Origin of the sequence: Tellurirhabdus bombi (genome assembly GCF_021484805.1) — a bacterium.
GTDB classification, from domain to species: Bacteria; Bacteroidota; Bacteroidia; order Cytophagales; family Spirosomataceae; genus Tellurirhabdus; species Tellurirhabdus bombi.
In genome coordinates this window covers 4,780,004-4,800,019 of the sequence record NZ_CP090557.1, presented here as the reverse complement: position 1 = coordinate 4,800,019, position 20,016 = coordinate 4,780,004, and the positions used below count along the sequence as shown (strand labels likewise).

The 20,016-nt window shown below is 47.3% G+C and carries 19 protein-coding genes; 7 read left to right on the top strand and 12 right to left on the bottom strand.

The genetic code is table 11. The features are described from left to right. Positions 1-465 precede the first annotated feature (465 nt). Positions 466-933 (top strand): response regulator, encoded by a 468-nt coding sequence (locus L0Y31_RS20400; RefSeq protein ID WP_234734932.1) that lies wholly within the window; start codon positions 466-468, stop codon positions 931-933. A gap of 16 nt (positions 934-949) precedes the next feature. On the opposite strand, the gene L0Y31_RS20395 is transcribed toward L0Y31_RS20400, so the two are convergent. After that, on the bottom strand, positions 950-3,028 hold the full coding sequence (locus L0Y31_RS20395; RefSeq protein ID WP_234734931.1) for a tetratricopeptide repeat-containing sensor histidine kinase: 2,079 nt from the start codon (positions 3,026-3,028) through the stop codon (positions 950-952). A gap of 314 nt (positions 3,029-3,342) precedes the next feature. On the opposite strand from L0Y31_RS20395, the gene L0Y31_RS21080 reads away from it, so the two are divergent. Continuing rightward, positions 3,343-3,579 carry a cysteine-rich CWC family protein gene (locus tag L0Y31_RS21080; protein ID WP_407084048.1) on the top strand — a complete coding sequence of 79 codons (237 nt, stop codon included), beginning with the start codon at positions 3,343-3,345 and terminating at the stop codon, positions 3,577-3,579. A gap of 19 nt (positions 3,580-3,598) precedes the next feature. Here L0Y31_RS21080 and L0Y31_RS20390 read toward each other — a convergent pair whose 3' ends face one another. Beyond that, positions 3,599-4,084 (bottom strand): GNAT family N-acetyltransferase, encoded by a 486-nt coding sequence (locus L0Y31_RS20390; protein ID WP_234734930.1) that lies wholly within the window; start codon positions 4,082-4,084, stop codon positions 3,599-3,601. 213 nt (positions 4,085-4,297) lie between these two features. Here L0Y31_RS20390 and L0Y31_RS20385 point away from each other — a divergent pair, with 213 nt between their 5' ends. Next, on the top strand, positions 4,298-4,612 hold the full coding sequence (locus L0Y31_RS20385) for a LytR/AlgR family response regulator transcription factor (RefSeq protein ID WP_234734929.1): 315 nt from the start codon (positions 4,298-4,300) through the stop codon (positions 4,610-4,612). A gap of 352 nt (positions 4,613-4,964) precedes the next feature. Here L0Y31_RS20385 and L0Y31_RS20380 read toward each other — a convergent pair whose 3' ends face one another. Continuing rightward, positions 4,965-5,630: an arginine-tRNA-protein transferase gene (locus tag L0Y31_RS20380; protein WP_234734928.1), complete on the bottom strand. Its 666-nt coding sequence runs from the start codon at positions 5,628-5,630 to the stop codon at positions 4,965-4,967. A gap of 99 nt (positions 5,631-5,729) precedes the next feature. Beyond that, a complete protein-coding gene (locus tag L0Y31_RS20375; RefSeq protein WP_234734927.1) occupies positions 5,730-6,938 on the bottom strand; it encodes a DUF6371 domain-containing protein in 1,209 nt (402 codons plus the stop codon). A gap of 180 nt (positions 6,939-7,118) precedes the next feature. Between L0Y31_RS20375 and L0Y31_RS20370 the strand changes: the two genes are divergently transcribed. Continuing rightward, a complete protein-coding gene (locus L0Y31_RS20370; RefSeq protein WP_234734926.1) occupies positions 7,119-9,023 on the top strand; it encodes a YgiQ family radical SAM protein in 1,905 nt (634 codons plus the stop codon). A 195-nt stretch (positions 9,024-9,218) separates the two neighbouring features. Then, positions 9,219-9,596: a hypothetical protein gene (locus L0Y31_RS20365; protein ID WP_234734925.1), complete on the top strand. Its 378-nt coding sequence runs from the start codon at positions 9,219-9,221 to the stop codon at positions 9,594-9,596. A gap of 476 nt (positions 9,597-10,072) precedes the next feature. Here L0Y31_RS20365 and mnmE read toward each other — a convergent pair whose 3' ends face one another. The 4 genes from mnmE to L0Y31_RS20345 form a co-directional block, all read right to left on the bottom strand. After that, positions 10,073-11,446, bottom strand: a complete 1,374-nt coding sequence (mnmE, locus tag L0Y31_RS20360; RefSeq protein WP_234737214.1) for a tRNA uridine-5-carboxymethylaminomethyl(34) synthesis GTPase MnmE — start codon at positions 11,444-11,446, stop codon at positions 10,073-10,075. Between the two features lie 52 nt (positions 11,447-11,498). Then, positions 11,499-12,494, bottom strand: coding sequence for an oxygenase MpaB family protein (locus L0Y31_RS20355; RefSeq protein ID WP_234734924.1), 996 nt, complete (start codon positions 12,492-12,494; stop codon positions 11,499-11,501). A 59-nt stretch (positions 12,495-12,553) separates the two neighbouring features. Next, a complete protein-coding gene (locus tag L0Y31_RS20350) occupies positions 12,554-13,030 on the bottom strand; it encodes a hypothetical protein (protein WP_234734923.1) in 477 nt (158 codons plus the stop codon). A 146-nt stretch (positions 13,031-13,176) separates the two neighbouring features. After that, positions 13,177-14,421 carry an ABC transporter permease gene (locus L0Y31_RS20345; RefSeq protein WP_234734922.1) on the bottom strand — a complete coding sequence of 415 codons (1,245 nt, stop codon included), beginning with the start codon at positions 14,419-14,421 and terminating at the stop codon, positions 13,177-13,179. Between the two features lie 154 nt (positions 14,422-14,575). Here L0Y31_RS20345 and ggt point away from each other — a divergent pair, with 154 nt between their 5' ends. Then, positions 14,576-16,372, top strand: a complete 1,797-nt coding sequence (gene ggt / locus L0Y31_RS20340) for a gamma-glutamyltransferase (protein ID WP_234734921.1) — start codon at positions 14,576-14,578, stop codon at positions 16,370-16,372. Positions 16,373-16,442: 70 nt separating this feature from the next. Next, the gene (locus tag L0Y31_RS20335; RefSeq protein ID WP_234734920.1) at positions 16,443-17,051 is read left to right on the top strand and encodes a DUF6624 domain-containing protein; all 609 of its coding nucleotides are present in this window, start codon (positions 16,443-16,445) and stop codon (positions 17,049-17,051) included. A 57-nt stretch (positions 17,052-17,108) separates the two neighbouring features. Here the strand turns inward: L0Y31_RS20335 and L0Y31_RS20330 are convergent, their stop codons facing one another. The 4 genes from L0Y31_RS20330 to phhA all read right to left on the bottom strand — a co-directional run bounded on the left by L0Y31_RS20330 (position 17,109) and on the right by phhA (position 20,016). Further along, entirely contained in the window at positions 17,109-17,468 is a 360-nt protein-coding gene (locus tag L0Y31_RS20330; RefSeq protein WP_234734919.1) for a DUF1801 domain-containing protein, read from the bottom strand. A 91-nt stretch (positions 17,469-17,559) separates the two neighbouring features. Then, entirely contained in the window at positions 17,560-18,738 is a 1,179-nt protein-coding gene (gene fahA, locus L0Y31_RS20325) for a fumarylacetoacetase (protein ID WP_234734918.1), read from the bottom strand. A gap of 31 nt (positions 18,739-18,769) precedes the next feature. After that, complete coding sequence (locus L0Y31_RS20320; protein ID WP_234734917.1) at positions 18,770-19,207, bottom strand: MarR family winged helix-turn-helix transcriptional regulator; 438 nt, start codon at positions 19,205-19,207, stop codon at positions 18,770-18,772. A 65-nt stretch (positions 19,208-19,272) separates the two neighbouring features. Next, positions 19,273-20,016 carry a phenylalanine 4-monooxygenase gene (gene phhA / locus L0Y31_RS20315; protein WP_234734916.1) on the bottom strand — a complete coding sequence of 248 codons (744 nt, stop codon included), beginning with the start codon at positions 20,014-20,016 and terminating at the stop codon, positions 19,273-19,275.

Genomic DNA, 20,016 nt, shown 5'->3' with positions numbered 1-20,016 from the left:
CGAATTGGATCATTTTGTTTTCTTTAACTCAACGGTGTTCTTTTTATGAGATTGATTGTGGTCTATCTATTTTGGGGCCATTACAAATCTTTAGAGTGTATCTCTGAAGCAGCAGGATTAGAGATACTCTCTGATCTGGCTACACACGAAGATATAACGCCGGTTGGTGTCTATAATCCCAAAACTAGAATACTAGTCTGGCACCCTGAAAACCCCTATTGCCACCTTCAGGAAAAAGATCCGCTTCTAATCAAATTTCTGCTAAAAACTCAGTTGACGCAGCTAATGAATAGTTACTCGTAGGCTGCTATTCCTGAGTAACTACGAAATATCCTTTGCTTGTTTCATTTTTGTACCCAGTTGGATACACGCTAAGTAATTGAAATTTCAATTTTGATATTTCTTATTTTTCACTAAATATTACAACTTTTTTTCTGTTTCCTTAATCTAAAAGATAATACTACAATGGAAATGTATAGCCAGGCTGATGGGACCAAGGGCAGCCCATCAACCGCTATTCCGTATTCGGCTCAATCCAGTATTCTTGTTGTCGAAGATAATGTAAATGAGCACCTTATCATGCAGTACTTAATGCGGAAGCAGTTTCAAAACGCGCTGCATGTGGGAGCTACCTCAGCCGGCCAGGCCCTGACTTATCTGGAAAACTGTCGGCTCCGGCAGCAGGCGATGCCCAAACTTATTCTGCTCGATTTATATTTGCCCACCCAGGGAGAAGGATGGGGGCTGCTGCGTCACCTGCGTTGTCAGGCAGTCTACCAACGGATTCCAATTGTGATCATTAGTCATTCGGCAGATGCAGAAGACATTGAACTTTCGTACTACTGGGGTGCCGACTTTTACATCACTAAACCCGTCACGATTGAAGGCTGGCTGGATACTTTTCAGACGCTGAGCAATTACTCGCTAGAGTAAGTACGGCGGTTTTATACTAGTGATTCTCTCCTGAACTGGTTGCTACTAGATCAGGAGAGAATTGAGTAAGAGGTAGTTCGACGTAAAAAGTGGTTCCTGTAACAGGCGAACTTTCAAACCATAATTTTCCCTGATGCGCTTCAACAATTTGTTTGGAAATGGCCAGCCCTAATCCAAAAGGCTGTTCGCCCGCCGTTCCAGGTCTTTTTGCTTCGGTGAACATGTCGAAAACCTTTTCCTTCAACTCGTTGGGAATGCCAATGCCGTGGTCTTCTACCGCAACCTGAATAGAATTGTCCAGGCAAGTCAGGCGTATGTTGATTGTTGTCCCAGTAGGGCTGAATTTAATGGCATTAGCAATGAGGTTACTTAGGACCCGCCAGATTTTTTCCCGATCAACGAAAATAGTAACGGGTTCTATTTGTAACTCAAGAGATTGCCGTTTTTCGTCTGCCTTAAATTTCAGCAGATTAACGCAGTAAGCCAGTAATAAATGAAACTCTACCCACTCCTTATGGCCTTTATCCGCTTTTTTATTAGTCTGTAATAAATTGTTAATCAGGCTCATTGAGTCCGTTGTGGACGCTTTAATCATTTCCAGAAATTCCCGTTGTTCAGCCGTATAATTATGGTGTTCAAGCAGCAGGAGCGAAGCCATATTGATAGCAGCAATAGGACTGCGTAAGTCATGAGCCACTACTTTCATAACGTGTGTATTTTCGGTATGACTTTGCTCCAAGGCGGCCAGCGCTTTTTGCATATGGGCATTCTGAAGCGTAACCTTTTGGTTCAAGGCCTTAAGTTCCAGAATATTATCCTGGGATCGCTTCCAGTTTTTCCAAATCAGAAAGGCAATGGTAAGCGCCATCACAGAAAGCATAATGGTGGCCAGGAGGTAAAGCCTGTTTAACTTCTCTTCTTCGGCAAATAATTCAAGCTGGTGCTGGTTGTCCAGCCGCTGTAGCGTCTGGTCGATGCTTCCTTCCCGGTCTTTTTCGCGTTCAAGCGTATCCTTCAGGGCCAGGTAGCTTTTTAAGTACCGATGTGATTGGCCTATGTCGTGCATCCTGTCGAAATACTGCCATTGCAAGTTAGTCCATTGCAGTTTTGCCTGCGAATTGGGTAGGGTATCCAGCGCGGTTTTTAAGTCCTGAAGCGCTAGTCGAGCCTGATCAAACTTTTTTTGTTGGAAGTATACTTCGACAAGTTTGGCCTGCGAAAACTGGGCGTCCCGGTTATCATGTTTCTTTTGCGAATTAATACGGATGCTGGTTTTCAGCAGGGCTTCGGCACGCTTAAGATCGCCTTTGGTCTGGTAAATTTTTGCCTGATTTCCCAGAATTACCGCTCTGGCCGTAGCCACAAATTCCTTGTCATTTGGAAACTTATGCGCGTTTTTGTCAATAAAGGTCAAGGCGGCGTTGTAATAATACATGGCGCTGTCAGCCATGCCCCGGGCGGCATAACAAAGTCCAATATTATCCAGTGTTCCTTGGGGGTAAACAAAAGCATACTCAAAGTCGGAGCTTCCACGGCAATGCTTTAACTCCTGCATAGCCTGCTTGTAATAAACCGTTGCTTTTGCATAGTCGGCCTGCGCGTAATATATAACCGCAATGCGATTTGTATACTGGCTGCTCTGACACGTATCCAGCAAACCTTCCATGAGGATTTTGCCCTTGTGGTAATACGAATACGCCTCTTTGTATCTTTTTTGCGTACGTAAAACGTCACCTTTGTACAAATGCGTTAGCGCATACTCTTGCTGGTATTGCTCCATCGCTCCCGGCTGACTACGAATAAGCCTAAAAATACTGTCCGCATAGCTCTCACTAAGGATATGATCTGCTGGTTTGTTACTTTGTTGGTGAGATTGGAGCAAGTATCTGTATTTTAGGTACTTGTCCAGGACGCTGGCCGCCGGAAAGTGTTCGTAAGCTGAATCCAGAAAGGAAGTAGCCTGTTTTAGACCTGTGGTGTGTTTCAGGCTATCGGCTTTATTGATTAATTGCTGGGTGTAAGCCGCGTGGTCAGCATTCTTGTTCGTTGTCTGACAGGCAAACAGACAGGCACTTACGTGGAGAAGCAGCGCCATTGATCTGTTTCGATAGCCTGCCCAAAGGCGATGATCCCTACGTAAAGCGAAACCAGAATGAGATGCCATTTTTCTAAAGTTGGGGCCTAAATCTTGCAACTAGCAAAACCCTCCATCCAGCATACGAATGTCACTCAATAATAATAAAATAAGCTATAAGCGTGGGTAAATCTGTTAATTTAAATCAGGGTGTCTGGTAATGAGTCCGTAAGGGCAGACATTAAAGGACTTTATCGCTTTGGCGGAAGCAGAAGCTATTTCAACCTGTGTAATTGTGCCGTATCTTGTATAAAGATCCCTTAACTGTCGAAAAAATGACCAAACATGCTGCTGAAAGTTGCTCTCGGTGCAACCAGCTTTTTACCTGCAAAGTCAATTCGATCCTCAAGTGCGACTGTTTAGCAATTAATCTGACGCGGCAGGAAACCGAATACATCCGGGAACTGACCACGCTGGACTATGATGGCGAGTGCTTGTGCCTCCAATGTTTGTATGAGCTAAAAGCAGCTTATCAACAAGCTGCTGAGAGTGCAAATTTGCTGCGTAAGTAACTATAAAATAAGTATTTAGCTAGTTAAGTTGCTTGCTAGGCATCTCCAAATGTAGCAAGGGATACGGTTTGCCCATACCATCCAACGAGGAACGGCTTTTTACCAAAAAACCCAGACGCAGGTAAAAATCAAGCGCCTGCTGGTTTTGCTCATTCACGTCTACTTTACTCAACTTCAGTGTATCAACGGCGTAATTAGCCAGAGCTTTTCCGATCCCCTGTCGAAAAAAAGCCGGATGCACGAACAGCATTTCAATTTTGTCGTCGGCAACGCCCAAAAAACCGAGAATCTGCCCTTTTTCCTCCCGAATACAGGTTAAATCAACTTGAAAAAGGTATTGCTCACGAATTAGCCGCTTGAAAAGTAGCAAATCGTCCTCTGTCAGAAAATGATGGGTAGCCCGCACAGACGCTTCCCAGACATCTGTAAGCTTTTGAAAATCATTGGGGTTTACCGGGCCCATCCGCAGGCCAGCTTTGGGAAGAAGCGTACTCGTTGAATGCATGTTTCTCTTTTAATCTGTGGTGTTCAAATCACCTGCGGCAAAAATAAGAAAGGCATTACAGGAAGTTTTCAATTATTTACTATACGTCATTCACTTACTAAAATTAGTCTTTGACACTGCTAGAACTGACGTTTACCAACATTTTTCAATTTATCAGACAGAAGAATGGTTAATTTGATGTACTTAAATGACGCCTATAATCCTTAAGCCTTCATGAAAAAAGATATACTAGTTTATTTGACCGGCGAGGGCAACTATACGTGGCTGCATTATTTGGACGGTAATAAACACCTGACCGCTCAGACGTTAAAGTTCCTCCAGACTCTTCTGCCAAATTACATTCGCATCCACAAAAGTATTCTGGTAAATCCGGCTTGCATTCGCATGATTCGTGCGTTTCCGGATAGCCTGTCAGGTGCGGTTGTGCTACACGACGGCACGGAGCTTCCGGTAAGCCGCCGCCGCTGGGCATCCATGCGGGGGCAATTGATGCGAACGCATTATTCCATGAAACCTGCTTATTCCTGAGGTCTGCTGTGGCCTTATATCGTTATCACAATTTCGTTAATCAAACAAAAACCCCGCCTCGAATCTAGCCAGGGCGGGGTGGTTTCTTGAGTGTTGATGAATATGAGCTGTAAAAGTAGCTTGTCTACGCTGATTGGACTTTACTAATTTTGCCTATTTCTGGTACATAATGGTTCTGTTTTCTACAGTCCCTCAATTAATGCTGTCCCCTTTGCATTTTTCTAATAAACTTTCTAAAAGTAGTTTCCAAAAAAGGGGACCTCGCCGCTAATCGGGTGTATGCTAGTCTTTCTGTGATCGAATTGAAACTAGCTGATTTGTGGAAATTAGTTGAAGATTTCGGACACTACGTTTAAATCTGACTCATGATGTCGGCTGAATGAATAGTTACCGTTTCCCAGTTAAAAGGTACCCAGCTAAAATGACGATTGTCGAAGACTTCAGTAGCTTCCTCGCTGGCGAAGAGCTTATAGTTGAACTTAGGGTTGTTATTGGCTAAGTAACCAGGGTAGTAATAGACTTTCTGCTGATCGCGGGCGTAATTGATTTTCTGGAGCATCAGGTATTTTCCCAGGCTGTATTTACGATACGCCGGATGGTAAAAATTCATGATGCCAGCGATGCTTCGAGCGCCGTTGTCAAAGATGCCCACCGCAATTAATTTGGTATCATCCCGAACTTCAACCGCATACGTATCAAACAGGTTATAGTCTGCCTCTCCAAACAAACAGGCTTCGACAGATTCGGGAGCGTCAAACGTGATGGCGCTTTTGTATTCGGCGTAAAGCGCTTCCACCTGTTCCGTCAGAACGAAAGGCTTGACTGTTACCAAAAATTGTTGATTTTTTCTCAGCAATTGCAGTTGATCCTTGCCGTAATTTACCCGCGACAGGGCAATGCGCAGCCAATGAACCGTACAAACTGTATTGTCAAAAAGCACAGCGCAACAGGTAAACACTTTTTGCTGCATGCGAAAATACCCCATACTTAGGTATAAATCCAATTCACTCCCTTTCATCTTTATAAGGCGCCGATAGTCTTAATCCAAAATAAAGCAGCACGACTACTTTATTACAAACTAATTTGGCGTTTTAAATACTGGTAATTTTCTACTTATTTATTCTTCCCAATCCGGTGGGTAGCCTTCCCATTGTTCCAGCAGGAAATCGGCCAGGTCTAAACCGGCTGCTTTTTCGTCCTGGGTCGCGTTGTCCTCCAGATAGGTAGAAACGGTAATCTGAAAACCATGTCCTAGCAGTTCGCCAGCGATGCGATTCCAGCGGTCAAAGGCGCTGCGGTCTTTAGACAGGTCGGGAAACAATTCAATCCGGCGACCTCGCAGTGGTGCCATGCGGTCGGCATTCAGGTACGATAAAGCACCTACCGCCATCCAGATAAAATCAGGAAAATAAGGCGTGCTGATTACCGCTGTTTTGGGAGCTTCCACAATCGCTACGGGTTTGTCTATCGGAGCGGTTGCGAGCTGGGGCAAGCCAAACAGACAGGGTGACTTCTGCACATCGTTCTGCTCATCCAGATAAGCCGTCAACCAGGCCGGATAAGGCGTTTGCTGCTGGTCGAGTCGGCGGGCATAGGCCGAATGAACCCAACTGGTACGGCTTCGTTTTTCACCGTTCCTGATGACGTATTTGACGGTATGGAAGAACTCATCGAACAGTTTAATCTGCCCGCCCCGGATGCGGTTTTGCTCGTCAATATACCAGAAAACACAGGCTCCCGGCCAACGCCCGGACGTGCCAATGTTGAACCGTTTCAATAAGTCATCAGCGACATTTGTGCCGAAATGACGCCGTAGTAAAATGGCAAACTGATTGCGTTCGTAGTGGCCTAGCGATTGCTTGAGCAACTCGTCAGGAATTGTGAAAACAGGGGTTGGTCCAGCAGGCGGTGTTGGTCCACTTGAAGACGCCACCGGCCCGTCAAAGAGAAAATTGGCCACCCGTTCGGCTTGTTCGGGTGTGGCGTGTTGAAGTCGGATCAGGTTGGTAATGATGCGCTGCTTCGTTTCTCCGTTGTGCTTCTGGCGGGCGGCGGTCCTGAACCAGTCTTTAGGAATTGGTTCCTGGCGCTCCCGGTTCTTCATCTCATCGTGATAAGACAAACCGGATGGCCCTTTGTGGTACGGGTTAAGGTGATAGCCGCAGTTACTTTCGCGGTCGCAGCGTCCATAAATGTCGGGCAAAGGCTCGCCCGTCAGCGAATCAATGTACCGACTTAACGTTTTGCGATGTTTAGGGCCGCAGTCCGGACAATCCGATTTGATTGCCTTTTTTGGTAAATGATAGCGAAACGAAGTAGCCGTCATAGCATGTAAAGATACGGATTTGTTTTAGCTATTCTTTGAGTAGACCTTATCAACAGGCGCGATCTGCTAGCTAACAAATAGTTCGTAAACCAGGAGGAGCGTAGATCAACGGTGGATTCGTGACAAGAAGGAATTATTTCGTAATTTCGGTGTTTTACCAGAAAGACAATTTACTTTCTCATGATTGAAAGACCCCTTACCGACTGGTTGCCTCTAACAATGAAAGAAGTTGAGAAGAGAGGCTGGGATGAAGTTGATGTTGTGCTGGTGTCGGGGGATGCCTACGTAGATCACCCGGCTTTTGGAACTGCCGTGATTGGTCGCATTATGGAAAGTGAAGGCTTTCGCGTGGCCATTATCGCTCAACCCAACTGGAAGGATGACCTGCGCGATTTCAAAAAATTTGGTAAACCGAAATATTTCTTTGGTGTGACAGCGGGCTGTATGGATTCAATGGTGAATCACTACACGGCCAACAAACGCCTGCGCTCCAACGATTCCTATACACCGGGTGGAGAAGCCGGCTTCCGGCCCGATTACGCTACAATTGTTTACACCAATATCCTGAAACAACTGTATCCCGATGTGCCGGTTTTGCTTGGTGGTATCGAAGCTTCGCTGCGCCGGGTGACGCACTACGACTACTGGAAAGACCAGTTGATGCCGTCGATTCTGGTGGATGCTAAGGCCGACATGCTGGTATACGGCATGGGCGAGCAGCCCTTGCGCGAGATCCTGAAGCTAGCGCGGAAAGGGGTGCCTTTTTCGTCCATGCGGAACATCAATCAAGTGGCTTATCTGCACGATGCCAGTACGGAATTGCGCGATTACAACAACTGGAGTACAGTTGAACTGGCGAGCCATGAAGTCTGTCTGGAAGATAAAATTAAATATGCGGCTAACTTCAAAATCGTTGAGGTTGAGTCAAATAAGTGGCAAGCCAATCGGATTACCCAAAATGTAGGTAATCAGGTATTGGTGATTAATCCGCCGTTCAAGACGATGGAGGAAGCCGAAATTGACAAATCGTTTGATTTGCCGTACACGCGGTTGCCGCACCCGAAATACAAAAAACGTGGTCCGATCCCGGCCTACGATATGATCAAATTCTCGGTCAACATGCACCGGGGTTGTTTTGGAGGTTGTAGTTTCTGTACGATTTCGGCGCACCAGGGCAAGTTCATTGCGTCACGAAGCGAGGAATCAGTACTGAAAGAAGTTGACGAAATTACGAAACATCCGGAGTTTAAAGGGTACATCTCCGACTTGGGCGGTCCGTCGGCCAATATGTACAAAATGAAGGGAAAGGACGAATCGATCTGTGCCCGTTGTCAAAGCCCAAGCTGTATTCATCCGGTTATCTGCTCAAATCTGGATACTTCGCATAAGCCGCTGACAGAGCTGTACCGGAAAGTGGACGCCAACCCTGCTATTAAAAAAGCGTTTGTAGGTTCGGGAGTTCGGTACGACTTGCTGGTGGATGACTTCAACAAGAATAACCAGGACGGCAACCACGACGAATACATGGAACAGCTCACAACGCGCCACGTGTCGGGGCGGTTGAAAGTAGCGCCTGAGCATACGTCGGACGATACGCTACGGATTATGCGGAAGCCATCGTTCAAGTATTTCAAGTTATTTAAAAAGAAGTACGACCAGATCCAGGAGAAATACAACCTGAAGCAGCCGCTGATTCCGTATTTCATTTCGTCTCATCCCGGCTGCGAGGAGCAGGACATGGCTAATCTGGCCGCCGAAACCAAGGACTTAGGCTTCCAACTCGAACAGGTACAGGACTTTACGCCTACACCGATGACGGTGGCCGAGGTGATTTATTATTCGGGAGTGCATCCTTATACGCTGAAGCCAGTTAAAACAGCGAAAACCCGGGAAGAAAAGCTGGCTCAAAACCGCTATTTCTTCTGGTACAAGTCCGAGCACAAAGACTGGATTCGGAACCGACTGAACAAGCTCAAACGCCCGGATTTAGTGGAGCGGTTGCTGGGTAGTTCAAAGAAAGAACATACAGGGGGCAAGCCTAAATTCTCGAACAACTATTCGGGCAATAAAAAAAATAAGTTTTAGGATACTGCACGTTAGTTAAGAAGTCTTAAGCATTGATTATTTTAGAGTAGCTTCCTATAGGGAACAAGTACTCTAAAGCTCTCCGTGCTTAAGACTTCGCGCTTAAATTCTAAGTGTTTAGGGCTTTGGTTTGGAGAAAGTGCTTTGCAACCCCTTTCTGTTTTTCTGGATCATATGGGCTAAAGCCTTAAGCCCATGAAATTTTCCGCTCTACTATCGCTTGTAGTTGTCCTGTTGATTGCCTGCCATAAAGAAGATACCTCGCCCAGTTGTGGTTGTGAGGCGAAACCCTACCGGGAGTTAGTCAATGAAAAGGTTGCCTATCTGGGCGGAGGCTATTTTATAGGCCCTCATGGTAATTCTCGCACGTTTTTCCGGCTTTGTGATACAACTCTGATTGATCCGGCGTGGAAAGCTGATACGGCTGTGATGGGTGCAACAGGGCAAATCGATACAACCAAGTTCGTATTTAGAATTACTGGACAGCTTAAGGCTGAATGTAGCCCGCCCGGGGCAACTTCGTTTTTTCCTGAGGTTTCTGTATTTACAGCGTTGCGCATTGTGAGGGAGTAATATATTCTCCCGCCGGTATGAACATCGATATTATGGAATCAGACTTGGTTATCGATTGTTAAGTCGGGATAACCCTCATCAACTTCAATTATCAGCAGGGGTGAACTATTTACAAATTAGCGATCCTAACATTACGCAGAAAGGTAAGTACGATTATATTGAACACTACCTTCTAAATATTCCTCTTCAAGCGGATTTTTACTTCAAGCCTTTTTATAAAAACTCGCAAGCCAGAGTCTTTTTAAGTGGTCGATTTAATGTGAATAGCTATCACCCTTTTGCCTCTGGCAGCATCAATCTTAATATTCCGATTGTATTCCGTTCTGTGAAGACTCAACAAGAATAAGGAGAGTCAATTAGTAGGCTTTGTAGTATTCAATAGTTGTCTCGGCAATAGGTCTTGGGCAACAAAAAAGGCCCATTTTAAGGGCCTAAAAGCGATTTATTAAGCAGTCGCGTGTATGTGTTTGTATTACTTACTTCCCAATACAGAATCTACTGAAAATTGTTTCCAGTAAATCATCCGTAGTAATTTCGCCGGTTAGTTCGCCTAGATGCCGGAGGGCATCGCGGATATCCATGACGAGCCAGTCGGGGCTAACGTCCGTGTCAAGGCCATCAAGCACGCGGCTGAGTGCGGCTTCCGTTTGACTCAGGTGCTCAAAATGACGCATATTGGTAACCACCGTATTGCTGCTGGTTTGGGCGTTCGTTTTAACGAAACGAACCAGCTGCTGGGTCATCTCAGGAATATTTTTGCCCGTATTTGCTTGAATAGGAACGAGCTGATCACCAAAGTGAAGCTGCCAGTTATGTAGTTCATCCTGAGCTAATTTATCGGTTTTATTAGCAACTAACAGGTAGGGAACCGCCCTCTGTTGTAGGTCTTGCTCAATCTCGGATAACTCCGACAGTTCCATTTCTGCCGCATCGAAAAGATAGATAACAATTGATGCTTTGGCAAGTTGCTGTTTAGTCCGTTCGACCCCGATGGCTTCGATAGCATCGGTGGCCTCCCGAAGGCCGGCTGTATCAATAAAGCGGAACCGGATTCCGTCGATAAATAACTCATCTTCAATTAAATCCCGTGTTGTGCCCGGAATGTTGGATACGATAGCTTTCTCCTCGTTAAGTAAGGCATTCAAAAGCGTTGATTTGCCCGCATTGGGCTTTCCAACGATTACGGTTGGAACCCCGTTTTTGATGGCATTACCAACCGAAAAAGAGTCAATCAAAGGCCGTAAAACGCGTTGAATAGCCAGCACCAAACGGCGCAGGTCGTCACGACGGGCAAATTCAACATCTTCTTCCCCGAAATCCAGCTCCAATTCAATAAGAGCCGCAAAATCAATGAGTTGCTGACGAAGCTCTTTTAGTTTTTTCGAGAAACCGCCCCGCAATTGTGTCAAGGCTGTCCGGTGCGTCGCTTCCGAATCGGCAGCAATCAGGTCGGCAACAGCTTCGGCCTGCACCAAATCAAACTGCCCATTCAAAAAGGCGCGTTGCGTAAATTCCCCCGGCTGGGCCATCCGAACGCCTTCTTTCAGGAGCAAACGCAGAATCTGCCGAATAATATAGTCTGAGCCGTGACACGAAATTTCGACCACATCTTCTTTGGTAAACGAAGCTGGACTACGGAAAACAGCTACTAAAACTTCATCAATAATAACATTCTCAGTATCCCGAATTGTACCAAAATGAACGGTATGCGAAGGCTGTTCAAGTAAATTTTTACCGCGAAAAATTCGGTTGGTAACCTCAATAGCTTTATCGCCCGAGACACGAATAACGGCAATGGCACCAATGCCCGGCGCGGTAGCAAGCGCAGCAATGGGCTCTTGTTGGAGAATAGTCAACGGTTATAAATTAAGGCTGATAGTCTGTGATATGACTCCACATCCCTCAGACAGTGAGTAACTTCGAAAAAAATGGGAGCGAGTTAGCCAAGCCAACCAGCCGCTTTTCGAGCGGAACAGCCGGTATACCGAGCAAGTCGGCCAACGCGTCGCCGAGGAAGAAACGCATTTGAGCCGCCGGGAGGTTCCGCAAGGCGGGCGGAGAAAGATTTTCAATGGTGGTCAACAACGATTTTGTCAGGGCTTGTCCCTGTTCTGAAGCCTGGAAATTGCGCCGGGCGATGGCTCGATCCAGGTGAAAAGCCTCCCGCAAGTTCTGCGGCAACAGATTTTCCTGAACACCCATAAAATAACCAACCACATTGAGGTGATGCAGGTAGGCTTCTTCTTCCTCCTCGGTCGTTGAAATACCCGATTTGCGCAGGCCACGGATAACAATGTACGAGAATGCGCCATTCGTGCCAGCCATGTCTTCCTGATTGATTGGATAACCCCAGTCCATGTCCCACTGTCCGCTATGCAGGGTAAACCAACGTACGGCAGCGTGCAACAAGCGCACTTTTAGGGTATAAATAATGGCTACATTACTATCCCAGTTTCGCCGTTTGGTAACCGCCGAGAGCCACTCACCTGTTTCTTCAAGCCGTTTTTGCGTATCGTTGTAAATCCGTTGGGAAAGCCATAAGACGCGGGCACCATCAGCACCCGCATAGCAGTAAGGCAGGGAATAACAACCCAGTGTAAGGCCAATTGCTGCGGCATGGCGCTCAAAAAAACGCATGCCCCGCTCCATCTGCTGCCGGTTGGCCCAGGGGGGAAGAACGCTATGCTGCTGCATGAATTCAGCGACAAGTTGGGGCTGTTGTTCCAAAGATAAATCCTTGGTATTTCCTAACCAGCGCATGAATTCAGCTACACCTCCACGGCCTTGCGCGGAGGCTATGGCTGCAATAAGCGTATCAGCGGTTGCATCACCCGAGAGGCGGGAGGCTGTTAATACTTTATCCGGAAAAATACGGCTGGACTTGACCGCTGTAGACATAAAAAAAGCCGTTAGTCTGGAAAAGATACAACGGCTTGACGAGCAATTTAGTTTGTTAGCTACAGGGAGTTTACGGTATCTAACGGCGTTGGCTCAGGAGCAATGTTTGGCTCAGCCTGTGGGCTGGGTTGTCGATACTGCTGGCCTGGAAAACCGTTCCCATTTCCATAAGAATTATCAATTAACTCAACTTCGGTAACAAAATATTTAGTTTCGCCATTCCAGGGTAAGCGAACCAGTTTTTCCTCGTAATGAAGTGTAACGCGCTTGCCTGTTCGAATGGCATCGTTGATTTTGGTAGCTACCGAATCATCTTCTACAGAAAAGCTGAAATACTGCGGCGTTAAGGAACCAGTTTCGCCCGAAAAACCGCCTACGTTTAAAACACCCTCGTAGGTTTTAAAGACGTAGCCCCGCCGACTAAACGTAGAGACAGTCCCGGCCCGTTCTCCATCGCTGTAACTCCAGACCGTGAGGTAATAAAAAACGCCAAAAACAAGCAGAAAAAAAATGGCCAAAATAGTAAATAAGCGCATTGTCGGTGGAATCGTTAAGTGTCCCTAAGGCACAAATGAACAAAAAAGTAAGGAATTTTCTGTGCTATCAATCGAAATCCTAATTACAATCTAGGAACCACGAAAACAGCCTGGTATACCTTAAAAACTCCTTACTTCCGACTTTGTTATTTTGACCGAATGGCAATTACAGGGTCCAGGCGGGCAGCTACCAACGCGGGGAGAATGCCCGATACAATGCCAATAATGCTGGCTACGCCTAAACCTAAGGCGACATTCCCCGGCAACAGCAGGATTTCCAGACTACCCAGTTTAATGAACGAGAGCAAATAAACCAGAAAGATCCCAACACCGCCTCCAATCAGACTGAGGAAAATGGCTTCGAAGAGAAACTGGAACAGGATTACGTAATTTTTAGCGCCGAGCGATTTCTGAATACCGATCAAGTTCGTCCGTTCTTTCACGGATACAAACATGATGTTGGCAATGCCAAAGCCCCCGACCAGAATGGAAAAGCTACCAATTACCCAGCCTGCGAGGGTCAGAACGGCAAAAAGACCCGAAATAGCCTGGGCCGCGGCATCAGGACGGTTAATGGCAAAGTTGTCTTCTTCGAGTGGTTTAATGCCGCGGCGGGTGCGCATCAGTCCGCGAATTTCCCCCTCCAGTTCAGCCAGTCCCTCATCCCACTGGTAACCTTTTATGGCAATATCGATGCCCGACCCAGCCGAATGAAACATTTTGGCGAAAGCACTGATGGGAATCAGGCATTTGTTATCGGGATTGCCACCAAAGTTAAGCAAACTAGCTCCTTTTCGTTCCTGAACGCCAATGACAATGTATTTTAGGCCGTTGAGTTTAAATTCCTTACCCACCGCACTTTGGTTCGGAAATAAGCCATCGGCTATGTCGGCACCAATAACCGTTACATTGCGGGCCGCATCGATTTCCTGCGGCGAAAAATAGCGGCCATCGATAATGGGCACTTCCGAAATTTTGTTGTAGTCAAGAGATATGCCCTGAATGAGACACTGAAGGCTATTGTTGCCATTCTTGACCGTAATACCTCCTTTAAAATCCATAGCAACAACTGCTTCGGCATTTTCCATGCGGTTGGCCAAAAAACGGTATTCGTTTACGGTAGGCTCAGGGCGCTGAAAATATTTCCACCACTGGAATTCGCCATCCCCAAAGATCCACGGCCATTTCTGGACATAAACTACTTTGTCGCCAATACCGGCCAGACTGGTTCGGATGTTCTGCTCCAGGGAGTCAACGATTGTGAAGACGGCAATGATGGAGAAGATACCAATGGTCACACCCAGCAGGGATAAGGTGGTGCGGAGCAAGTTCGAGCGCAGGGCCTGCCAGGCGAACCGGAGACTTTCGTATGTCTGACGTAGGAATTTCAAGGGTTGCTAGATTAAGCAGGTGAACGAACTAAGCCTATTTATTTCTAAAAATAGAAAATATTGCGTTTAATGCCTAAACGAACTGGATGGAAGTAGGCTTTCTGCGGATGTTTGGCCCTTTTTTGTAGATTAGTGGTTTAAGAATCTTCATCCCATGAAACAAACCCTACGCTTAGCCAGCTCTTCACTGCTTTTTGGTTTTAGCTTTTTGCTTTCCTGCCGTAGTGGGCAGCAACCTTCCCAAACAGTTCGGGAAACTGCCGGCTTCTATCAGTACGATAATGAAAAGCTAACCGGTCGGCGGGGAAGTAAATTTTTCTCGGATCGCAAAGGCGTTATCGGGCGAAACGGCATGGTGGCTTCGGCTCATCCGGAAGCCTCACGGGTAGGGCTGGAAATTTTGAAAGCGGGCGGAAATGCTGTAGATGCGGCAGTGGCCGTACAGTTTGCGCTGGCCGTTGTTTATCCGGCTGCCGGTAATATTGGCGGTGGTGGTTTTATGGTGTATCGGGATAAAAGCAGTGCCGTATATACGCTGGATTACCGCGAAAAAGCGCCGGAGAAGGCCCATAAGGACATGTATCTGGACAGTTTGGCTAATCCGATTCCAAGCCTGAGTACAACAGGGCATCTGGCTTCGGGCGTGCCAGGGTCGGTAGACGGCATGGTGGAAGCACACAAACGCTTCGGACGGCTGCCTTGGGCGCAGGTTATTCAACCAGCCGTTACGCTGGCCGAAAAAGGTGTGGTGCTGACAGAACGCGAGGCGCTAGGACTCAACCGGGTGCGAAAGGCACTCCAGGATGTAAACCCGGGCAAATCGTATTTTATGAAGCCAGATACGGCGAGCTGGAAAACCGGCGAATTGTTGGTTCAGCCCGATCTGGCGGCCACTTTGCGGCGGATACAAACGTTGGGGCGGGCTGGTTTTTACGAAGGCGAGACAGCCCGTTTGCTGGTGACGGAGATGCAGAAGGGGGGGGGTATCATCACCGAAAATGACTTAAAGAATTACCATTCCTCGTGGCGGGAGCCGTTGATTGGCGATTATAAAAACTACCGCATTATCACCATGCCGCCCACATCCAGTGGCGGCGTGGCTTTGCTGCAATTGTTACGTCTGGTAGAGCCATATCCGTTAAAGCGCTGGGGCTGGAACTCAGACTCGACCGTGCAGGTCATGATCGAAGCCGAACGGCGGGTTTATGCCGACCGGGCAAAGTTTCTGGGCGATCCGGATTTTGTGAAAGTGCCGGTTGCACAACTTACTGACCGCCAATACCTGAACGAACGCTGGAAGGATTTTAACTGGGCTAAAGCAACCGATAGCCAGGCCATAAAAGGGGGAATGTTACCCGGTTACGAAAGTCTGGAAACAACGCACTTTTCGGTCGTTGATAAAGAAGGCAACGCAGTTTCAATTACGACAACGCTGAACGGAGGCTACGGCAGCAGAGTCGTTGTCGGCGGAGCTGGCTTTTTCATGAACAATGAAATGGACGATTTCAGCATTAAGCCGGGAGTGCCAAACATGTTTGGCTTGATAGGAAACCAGGCCAACGCCATTGCCCCCGGCAAACGCATGCTTTCGTCGATGACACCGACCATTGTTGAAAAGGACGGTAAGCTTTTCTTCGTGGTGGGTACACCAGGCGGATCGACTATTATCACTTCGGTATACCAAACCATTCTGAACGTTCTGGAGCATGGCATGACCATGCAGGAGTCGGTGAATGCTCTGAAGTTTCACCACCAGTGGCTGCCCGACAAAACAACTTTTGAAACCGGGGCCTTTTCGGACGAAACAACTCAAAAGCTGCAAAATCGCGGTTATATCCTTGAACGTTTGACCAATTCGCTGGGTCGTATGGACTGCATTATGGTTCGTCCTGATGGCACTCTGGAAGGGGCTTCCGACCCGCGCGCTGACAATACGTCGGTAGGCTATTAGGCGTAGAATTTTTAAACAATCTCATTATAAGCCTGTTAAAGCAACACACCGAATTCATAAAAATTAACCCATGAAAAAGATTCTTTCACTGTTGGCTTTTTTTAGTCTGTTGACGGGCAGTTTACAGGCGCAGCAAGCATCCAATAACACGGAGATAAGGAATAAACTTTCCAAAATTTACGATATAGATCAGAAGGAACGGGCAAAATACGATGAGTTGGAGCGCCAGTATGGCTGGGGTGCCAAAGAATCGCAGGATGCACGTCAGAAAATAAAAGAAATGGATCAGCAACACCTGAAAGAGGTGGAGGATATCATCCAGAAAGTAGGGAAATACCCCGGAAAAGATGTGGTTGGGCAACCGTTGGACCAGGTAGCTTTTCTGATCATTCAGCACAGCACTGATCGGGCGGTTCACGAAAAATACCTGCCCATCATCACCGAAGCAGCTCAAAAAGGGAATATCGATAAAGCCAGTGCGGCGGTATTGACTGATTTGGTGAAAGTGCAGAAAAAAGAGAAGCAGGTTTACGGGACGCAAATTCACATCAACAACAAAGGCGAAAAAGATTTGTATCCAGTTGAGGATTTAGCCAATATCAACCAACGCCGGAAAGAAATGGACCTTGAACCGCTGGAAAACTTCCTGCGGCGCATGGGTGTAGGCGCAAAGCCTTAAGAAGTTGACAGGTACGCGGTATTCTTGAAGCTTCGGGAATACCGCGTACCCCACTTATTAGAAGCTGGCGTGCGTCTTGGCCGCTTCCAGCAAAACTTTAACCGCCGGATTATTTACTTCTTCCGGTGACTCCAGTTTCAGGTGTCGCATGAGTTTGCCCGTACCGCGCAGAAGTCCGTTCGGGTCGGGGAGTTGGGTGCCAAAATGAAACCCAAGATTGACGGACGATGAAAGGGGGGCAATGTAACATACTTCATCGGCCATTTTAGAAGAGCTGCCGTAGGCAATCGTTCGGTAGGTTGGGCGCAATTCTTCGCTGGCTTCAGGAAAGACACTTCGTACCAAGGTCCGCACTTTCAATGCAGTTTCTCGTACTTCTGGTTTAAAATCGTCCAAGAAAGATTCAACGGTGCTCATCGTGTAAAGGTTTAGTTTTTGGGAAATATAACTTTAGCCAAAGAAAAAGGCAATAATTTCGCAAAAGGAAATTAAAAAGTTGGCATAAAGGTTAAGGAACAACCGTTCCGCTTACTTCCCCAAAATCTACTCTTTGCTCACTTTTACCCGCCCAGCCACGTATTGTCAGCGTGTCGCCGTCTTCCAGAAAGGTGCGGCTCGTGTTATCAGATAACTGGAGTGGTTGAGTTCCGTTCCAGCTCAATTCAAGCAGGGAGCCATACGTGTTTGCCTCTGTCCCGGATATTGTTCCCGTAGCTAGCAAATCACCAACATTAAGGTTACAGCCGTTGCTGGTATGATGAGCAATCATCTGGGCAATTGACCAGTACAAATGGCGGCTACTGGTGCGACTAATAACTGTTTCGATACCCTCCGCCGTTTTAAGGCTTACTTCAAAATCAATGGCAAAGTGCTTCTGTTCAGGAGCTTGTAAATAAGGCAGTGGCGTCGGGGATTGAATAGGGCCTTCGATCTGGTGAGGGACCAGCGCTTCCAGGGGTACTACCCAAGGCGAGATGGAAGAGGCAAAATTTTTCCCCAAAAAAGGACCCAAAGGCTGGTACTCCCAGCGTTGAACGTCGCGCGCTGACCAGTCGTTAAACAACACAAAGCCAAAAACATAGTCGTCAGCCTGATCCACTGAAACGGGCTGACTCAGTTCGGAGGCTTTGCCAATGACGATGCCCAGTTCCAACTCAAAATCAAGCGCCTTTGTCGGCCCGAAAACCGGCTGTTGGTCAGTGTTTAAATACTGGCCGTGAGGGCGTTTGATGGGCGTACCGGAAACAACAATGGACGATGCCCGACCATGATAGGCAATGGGCATGTGCCGATAGTTGGGGAGCAGCGGGTCACTGTCAGGCCGGAACATTTGGCCAACGTGGCGGGCGTGTTCTATCCCTGCGTAAAAATCAGTGTAATCGCCAATCCGAATAGGCAAGTGCATCGTCACCTGCGGATAGGGTATAAAAATGGTTTCGTCGCTTACTTCAAAGCTGCCAGACGAAAGCATAGACTGCAAACGCTGCTGAACAGCCTGATGAGTATCCTTTCCCAACGCCATAAAATCATTGAGAAAAGGCTGTTCAAAAACGACCGTATCCAGCATAATGCCTTCAAAAAAACCTTGCGAAGCCGCCACCTTAAGATCGAGAACGGAATCTCCGACCAAAACGCCCATTCGTGGAGGTGCGTTGTTGTAACTGAAAATGCCGTAGGGAAGACTCATAGGTTAAAACAAAAGCTACACTGACTCCTGACTACTCGTTAAAATTACGGTAGATTGAATCCATAATCCGGACAAAATGCTGGTAATCTTCTTCGCTTAAATCACCCCAGCCACGCCGCCGGATTTCAATCACAAGCGGTAGGATTTCATTGTATTTCTGGTCGCCGATATCCGTCAGATGAATCAGGAATTTCCGCCGGTCGTCTTCTGCCATGCGCCGCTCGACGAGTTTCTTTTTAGTCAACAAATCAATGATCCGCGTTACCGTTGGGGCATCCTTGGTGGTAAGCTCGGACAATGTATTCTGACTAATCCCGGGATTACGCGCAACATGATCCATTAAAACCCACTGATCAACCGTCAGATCAAAACCTGCCTCATTGAAACGCTTTTGGAGGGCGTTCCGAATCTTTTTAATGGTTGTATCAATCTTGAAAAAATACGCGCGCTGATCGGACGGGTGGGTCATCTACCAATGAAATTAAGAGTGCAAGCTGCAAAATTAATCTTCATAATGAAGCAAACGACATAAAATTAACCACCGACGAGCAACTCTTCCAGTGTCGCTTCAATTTCGGGAATCGAATGATAGAGCTGCTCGTACGAATCAATGACAAAATACCGATCCTGATAGCGGTCAATGATATACGGCGTCTTCAGCAGAGTCTCGACCTGATAAGGAAGCCGCTGCGGCTCGGCGCTGTACAAGCTGTAGGTTGTTTCGCCCAACGATGAAAGAATGCCGCCGCCGTAGATGCGAAGCTGGTTGCCCTGCTGCCCCGTGGGTTCCTGAATCAAGCCAAACTCGACGGTATACCAGTAAAGCCGCGAAATCATGTTGATGGCTTCTTCGTTTTCCACATGATCCAGCGCGATGCGGCTCAGCGCAGCCAGAAAATCGCAGAACGCCTGGTTGGACAGCATTGGAACGTGGCCGAACGTGTCGTGGAACATATCGGGCTCCTGCAAATAGTCGAGCTGTTCGCGCCGACGAAGCCAGGTAGTCGCCGGAAAATTGCGGTTAGCCATCAATTCAAAAAAAGTACGGTTGTCAATCAGGCCCGGAACCGCCGAGACGCGCCAGCCCGTTAGTTTCTCCAAACGTGGGTTTAATTCCCGCTCAAAATCTGGGATATGATCGGCAACAAAACCAACTTTATCGATGCCGGCCAGATAATCCTGGCTGGCTTTATCCGGCAGTTGAGCCAGCTGTCGGGCAAACAGCAGCTGCCAAACTTCCTGGTCTTCAGACGTATATTTAGAATAGTGCTGGTGCAT